Source organism: Mesorhizobium sp. M7A.F.Ca.MR.362.00.0.0 (assembly GCF_004023175.1).
Taxonomy (GTDB): domain Bacteria; phylum Pseudomonadota; class Alphaproteobacteria; order Rhizobiales; family Rhizobiaceae; genus Mesorhizobium.
This window is the reverse complement of record NZ_RZTF01000405.1, coordinates 1-5,624: the sequence shown is the minus strand read 5'-3', so window position 1 is coordinate 5,624 and position 5,624 is coordinate 1. Positions and strand designations below refer to the sequence as shown.

The window sequence follows — 5,624 nt, the reverse complement described above, 5'->3', positions numbered from 1 at the left end:
GGCATGGAGGCGCCGGTTCCGTCGCGCCCCGCACCCAGGCCCGTTCCGCCGGCTGCGCCCGCTGCCGCCGCGCCGCGTGCGGCTCCGCACGCGCCCGCCTCGCACAGTTCGGGCAAACGTGGCGTGCCCGGTATCGAGGCGATCATTGCCGTTGCTTCCGGCAAGGGCGGCGTCGGCAAGTCGACCACCGCCGTCAACATCGCGCTCGGCCTCGCCGCCAACGGCCTGCGCGTCGGCGTGCTGGATGCCGACATCTACGGACCGTCCATGCCCAGGCTGCTCAACATCCACGGCCGGCCGCAGACCGTCGACGGCAAGATCCTGAAACCGATGGAGAATTACGGCCTGAAGGTAATGTCGATGGGTTTCCTCGTCGACGAGGAAACGCCGATGATCTGGCGCGGCCCGATGGTGATGTCGGCGCTGACGCAGATGCTGCGCGAGGTCGAATGGGGCCGTCTCGACGTGCTCGTCGTCGATATGCCGCCCGGCACTGGCGACGCGCAGTTGACCATGGCCCAGCAGGTGCCGCTGGCTGGTGCTGTCATCGTCTCGACGCCACAGGATCTGGCCCTGATCGACGCGCGAAAAGGCCTCAACATGTTCAAGAAGGTCGACGTCCCGTTGCTCGGCATCGTCGAGAACATGAGCTATTTCATCGCCCCGGACACCGGCAAGCGCTACGACATCTTTGGCCATGGCGGCGCCCGCCGCGAGGCCGAGCGCCTCGGCGTCACCTTCCTCGGTGAGGTGCCGCTCGAAATGGGCATTCGCGAAAGCTCGGATGCCGGCACGCCGGTTGTCGTCTCCAAGCCCGATGGCCCCGAAGCGAAAATCTACCGCGACATCGCCTCGAAGGTCTGGGACCGGGTCAACGAAGAGCGTGGTGCGGCTGCTGCTGCCGTGCCGAGTATTGTGTTTGAATAGCAGGCGCCGCCGTGCTGCAGCCTAGGCCGCGCCGACCTTCTCGCCAAAGCTGGAAAAAAACTGTCCAGCCAGTTTCTTCGAGGTCGATTCGATCAGACGGCTGCCAAGCTGTGCGATCTTGCCCCCGACATCGGCCTTGGCCGCGTAGTTCAATATCGTGGCGTCGGGTCCATCCGCCGTCAGCGTCACGTCGGCGCCCCCCTTGGCGAAGCCTGCAATGCCGCCCTTGCCTTCGCCCTGGATGGTGTAGGAGTGCGGCGGCTTCAGGTTCTTCAGCGTCACTTCGCCGTTGAACGTCGCCTTGATCGGTCCGATCTTCACCACCACGGTTGCCGCCATCTCGGTCGGGGACTTCATCTCCAGGCTCTGGCAGCCGGGAATGGTCGCCTTCAAGACCTCGGGATCGTTCAGCGCTTCCCACACTTTTTGCAGCGGTGCGGCAATGCGCTCCTCGCCTTCGATCACCAAAGCCATGAAAACCTCCCGGACAAGACTGCCCGAACCCGTAACGCACGGCTCGGCGCGTGTCTATCGCACCAAAGTCCGGTTGCGACCGCACGCCCTCTTGCCTGCTCCCGCGCGTTGCCATATCGATTTGTCTTACAAATACGGAGACCATGATGGCAGGCGCCCCCACCCATAAGAAAAAATTTCGCTCGCAGGAGTGGTTCGACAATCCCGACAACCCGGGCATGACGGCGCTCTATCTCGAGCGCTATCTCAATTACGGCCTGACGCGCGCCGAACTGATGTCCGGCAAGCCGCTGATCGGCATCGCCCAGACCGGCTCGGATCTGTCGCCTTGCAACCGTCACCATATCGAACTCGCCAAGCGCGTGCGCGAAGGCATCGTCTCGATGGGCGGCATTCCTTTCGAATTTCCTTGCCATCCGATCCAGGAGACCGGCAAACGCCCGACCGCGGCACTTGACCGCAACCTTGCCTATCTCAGCCTTGTCGAAGTGCTCTACGGCTATCCGCTCGATGGCGTCGTGCTGACCATCGGTTGCGACAAGACGACGCCGGCCCTGCTGATGGCGGCGGCCACCGTCAACATCCCGGCGATCGCCCTGTCGGTCGGCCCGATGCTCAATGGCTGGCACAAGGGCAAGCGCACCGGCTCAGGCACCATCGTCTGGGAATCACGCCAGCGCCTGTCGGCCGGCGAAATCGATTATGATGAGTTCATGGACATCGTCGCCTCGTCGGCGCCGTCCACCGGCTATTGCAACACCATGGGCACCGCCACCACGATGAACTCGCTGGCCGAGGCGCTTGGCATGCAGTTGCCGGGCTCGGCCGCCATTCCCGCGCCCTACCGCGAGCGCGGCCAGATTTCCTATGAGACCGGAAAACGCATCGTCGAGATGGTGCATGAGGATCTGAAGCCGTCCGACATCATGACGAGAGAGGCTTTCGAGAACGCCATCGTCGTCAATTCGGCCATTGGCGGCTCGACCAACGCGCCTATCCATCTCAACGCCATCGCCCGCCACCTCGGGGTCAAGCTTGACAATGACGACTGGCAGACGGTCGGCCTCAATGTGCCGCTGCTGGTCAATTTGCAGCCGACGGGCGAATATCTCGGCGAGGACTACCATCATGCCGGCGGCGTGCCGGCGGTCATCGCCGAACTGATGAAGGGCGGGCTGTTGCCGCATCCCGGCGCGCGCACCGTCAACGGCAAGTCGATCGGTGAGAATAGCGAGGGCGTCGCCAACGAAAACCCCGACGTCATCCGCTCTGTCGCCAAGCCGCTGAAGGCCAATGCCGGCTTCATCAATCTTCGGGGCAATCTGTTCGATTCGGCGATCATGAAGACCAGCGGCATCTCGCCGGAATTCCGCGAACGCTATCTCTCCAACCCCAAGGATCCCGAGGCTTTCGAAGGTAACGCCATGGTTTTCGACGGGCCGGAGGATTACCACGCCCGCATCGACGACCCGGCGCAAGGCATCGACGAACACACCATCCTGTTCATGCGCGGCGCTGGCCCGGTCGGCTATCCCGGCGGTGCCGAGGTCGTCAACATGCAGCCGCCGGCCTATCTCATCAAGAAGGGCATCCACGCGCTCGCTTGCATCGGTGACGGCCGCCAGTCGGGCACGTCGGGTTCGCCCTCGATCCTCAACGCCTCGCCGGAAGCGGCGATTGGCGGCGGACTGGCGCTGCTCAAGACGGGCGATCGTGTCCGCATCGACTTGCGCAAGGGTACGGCCGACATCCTCGTCACCGACGACGAGATCACCCGGCGCCGCGCAGAGTTGCAGAACAATGGCGGCTTCCACTATCCCAAGCACCAGACACCCTGGCAGGAGATCCAGCGCGGCATGGTCGCGCAGTTCTCGGAGGGAATGGTGCTGAAGCCGGCGGTGAAATACCAGGATGTCGCGCACACCAGCGGCGTGCCGCGGGACAATCATTGATTCTGGATCGACGGATGGCGGCTTGATCAAATCAGGCCGCCATCGGTTTTTCCGGTCGGCGTGTCGCATCCCGGCCGGGTGGGTCGAGAACGGTCACCGTCCTTGACAAGCGCGCCCAACAAATCCACCATCATGACAAGGGGTGCATCGCGACGACCCCGTGAGGCGTCAGCCCAACGTTCGCGTCCAAGCTTCTCTTTTCAGGAGGTGGACGCCATGCCGTCAACAACCGCTATCACCGTACCGCAATTGTCCCGGCTCATAGGTCTGCCGGGTGCACCTGTCATCATCGATGTTCGCATCGAAGAAGATTTCGAAGCCGATCCGCGCCTGTTGCCGGCCTCGTGCCGGCGCGATTTCAAAACCGTTTCGACCTGGGCCGCTGCATTCGCCGGCAAGCCTGTGGCCGTCGTCTGCCAGAAGGGGCAAAAGCTCTCGCAAGGCGTCGTCGCATGGCTGCGCCATGAGGGGATATCAGCCGAATCCCTTGAAGGCGGCTTTGAGGCCTGGCGCGATGCCGGGGGGCTTCTGGTCCGCACCGCCAAGTTGCCGCCACGCAATGAAAAGGGCGCCACCGTCTGGGTGACGCGATCCCGCCCGAAGGTCGACCGCATCGCTTGCCCATGGCTGATCCGGCGTTTCCTCGACCCCGACGCCGTGTTCCTGTTTGTCGAACCCGCTGAAGTATTGGCTGTTGCCGACCGCTTTCAGGCCGTGCCGTTCGACATCGACAATGTGTTCTGGAGCCATCGCGGCGAACGCTGCACCTTCGACACCATGATCGAGGAGTTCGGGTTGGAATCCGGGGCGCTCGATCGCCTCGCCGCAATCGTGCGCGCGGCCGACACTGCAAGCCTCGACCTGGTGCCCCAGGCGGCCGGCTTTCTGGCTGCCTCGCTCGGTCTGTCGCGTATGTACCGCGACGATTTGGAACAACTGGAAGCAGGCATGCTGCTCTACGACGCGTTCTTCCGCTGGTGTCGCGACGCCACCGAAGAAACGCACAACTGGCCGGCTGCGGGGAAACCGACATGAGCGCTCTCGTCCCGGCGGATACAGCGGAAAACATCCCGGTTCCGGCTGCACCGACCTTCACCGAGGCGGTGAAGGTCTGGGCGAGGATCGGATTGCTCAGCTTTGGCGGACCGGCCGGGCAGATCGCGCTGATGCACAAGGAACTGGTCGAGGAGCGGCGCTGGATCGGGGAACGGCGTTTCCTGCATGCGTTGAATTACTGCATGCTGCTGCCTGGCCCGGAAGCCCAGCAACTCGCCATCTACATCGGTTGGCTGCTGCACAGGACGGCCGGTGGCCTTGTTGCCGGCATCCTGTTCGTCGTGCCGGGCGCGCTCGTCATGCTCGCCTTGAGCAGCCTTTACGTCCTCTATGGCGACATGCCGCTCGTCGCGGCGCTGTTTTTCGGGGTGAAGGCGGCGGTGCTCGCCATTGTCATCGAGGCGGTGATCCGGATCGGGCGACGCGCCCTCAAGAACCGGGTCATGGTGTCGATCGCGGTCGCGGCGTTCATTGCCATCTATGCGTTGAATGTGCCGTTTCCACTCATCGTCCTTCTCGCCGGCCTGACGGGATGGCTGGGGGACCGCGTTGCTCCCGGCCTGTTTTCCGGCTCGGCCCATGGCAAGGACGGTGTTGCCGACTCCAAGGGAGCGGTCGACCTGATGTTCGAGCGTGGCGAACTGGCCCATGTCAAACCGACCAAATGGCACGCGCCGCGCACCCTCGCCATCTGGCTGCCGATCTGGCTCGGGCCTGTTCTTTTGATCTGGTGGTTCACCGGCTCCGCAAGCGTCTGGACCGAGATAGGCCGGTTCTTCAGCCTGATGGCTGTCGTCACCTTCGGTGGCGCCTATGCGGTGCTCGCCTATGTCGCGCAGGCAGCCGTCCAGTCCTTCGGCTGGCTGGCGCCGGGTGAAATGGTGGACGGTCTTGGACTTGCAGAAACGACGCCAGGACCGCTCATCCTGGTGCTGCAGTTCGTCGGCTTCATCGCCGCGTTCCGCCATTCCGGCTCGCTCGACCCGTTACTTGCCGGATCGCTGGGGGCGCTGCTCACCCTGTGGGTGACGTTCACGCCCTGCTTCTTCTGGATATTCCTCGGGGCGCCCTACATCGAGGCCTTGCGCGGCAACAAGGCATTGTCGGCCGCACTGGGCGCGATCACCGCCGCAATTGTTGGGGTGATCATGAATCTGGCCCTATGGTTTGCTTTGCATGTCAGTTTCCGTGAGGTGCACGCGACGGGGCTTGGCA

Annotated in this window: 5 protein-coding genes; 4 read left to right on the top strand and 1 reads right to left on the bottom strand. The window is 63.7% G+C overall.

Annotated features, from left to right (window positions below; all coding sequences use genetic code 11):
* Window positions 1–927 (top strand): Mrp/NBP35 family ATP-binding protein (locus tag EOC06_RS31430; RefSeq protein ID WP_164898833.1); only part of this gene is annotated, 927 nt, incomplete at its 5' end.
* A gap of 21 nt (window positions 928–948) precedes the next feature.
* Here the strand turns inward: EOC06_RS31430 and EOC06_RS31425 are convergent.
* Window positions 949–1,401, bottom strand: a complete 453-nt coding sequence (locus EOC06_RS31425) for a carbon monoxide dehydrogenase subunit G (protein WP_013528005.1) — start codon at window positions 1,399–1,401, stop codon at window positions 949–951.
* 146 nt (window positions 1,402–1,547) lie between these two features.
* Here EOC06_RS31425 and EOC06_RS31420 point away from each other — a divergent pair, with 146 nt between their 5' ends.
* The 3 genes from EOC06_RS31420 to chrA form a co-directional block, all read left to right on the top strand.
* Complete coding sequence (locus tag EOC06_RS31420; protein WP_023811496.1) at window positions 1,548–3,353, top strand: IlvD/Edd family dehydratase; 1,806 nt, start codon at window positions 1,548–1,550, stop codon at window positions 3,351–3,353.
* 216 nt (window positions 3,354–3,569) lie between these two features.
* The gene (locus EOC06_RS31415) at window positions 3,570–4,388 is read left to right on the top strand and encodes a chromate resistance protein ChrB domain-containing protein (RefSeq protein WP_128309615.1); all 819 of its coding nucleotides are present in this window, start codon (window positions 3,570–3,572) and stop codon (window positions 4,386–4,388) included.
* A partial coding sequence (gene chrA / locus EOC06_RS31410) for a chromate efflux transporter (protein WP_164898832.1) occupies window positions 4,385–5,624 on the top strand: 1,240 nt, incomplete at its 3' end. The genes EOC06_RS31415 and chrA, both read left to right, overlap by 4 nt.

What these genes read in the sequence shown, in the direction of transcription:
- EOC06_RS31425 (WP_013528005.1), bottom strand. Translation starts at nt 1,401, where the DNA reads ATGGCTTTGGTGATCGAAGGCGAGGAGCGCATTGCCGCACCGCTGCAA.
- EOC06_RS31420 (WP_023811496.1), top strand. Translation starts at nt 1,548, where the DNA reads ATGGCAGGCGCCCCCACCCATAAGAAAAAATTTCGCTCGCAGGAGTGG.
- EOC06_RS31415 (WP_128309615.1), top strand. Translation starts at nt 3,570, where the DNA reads ATGCCGTCAACAACCGCTATCACCGTACCGCAATTGTCCCGGCTCATA.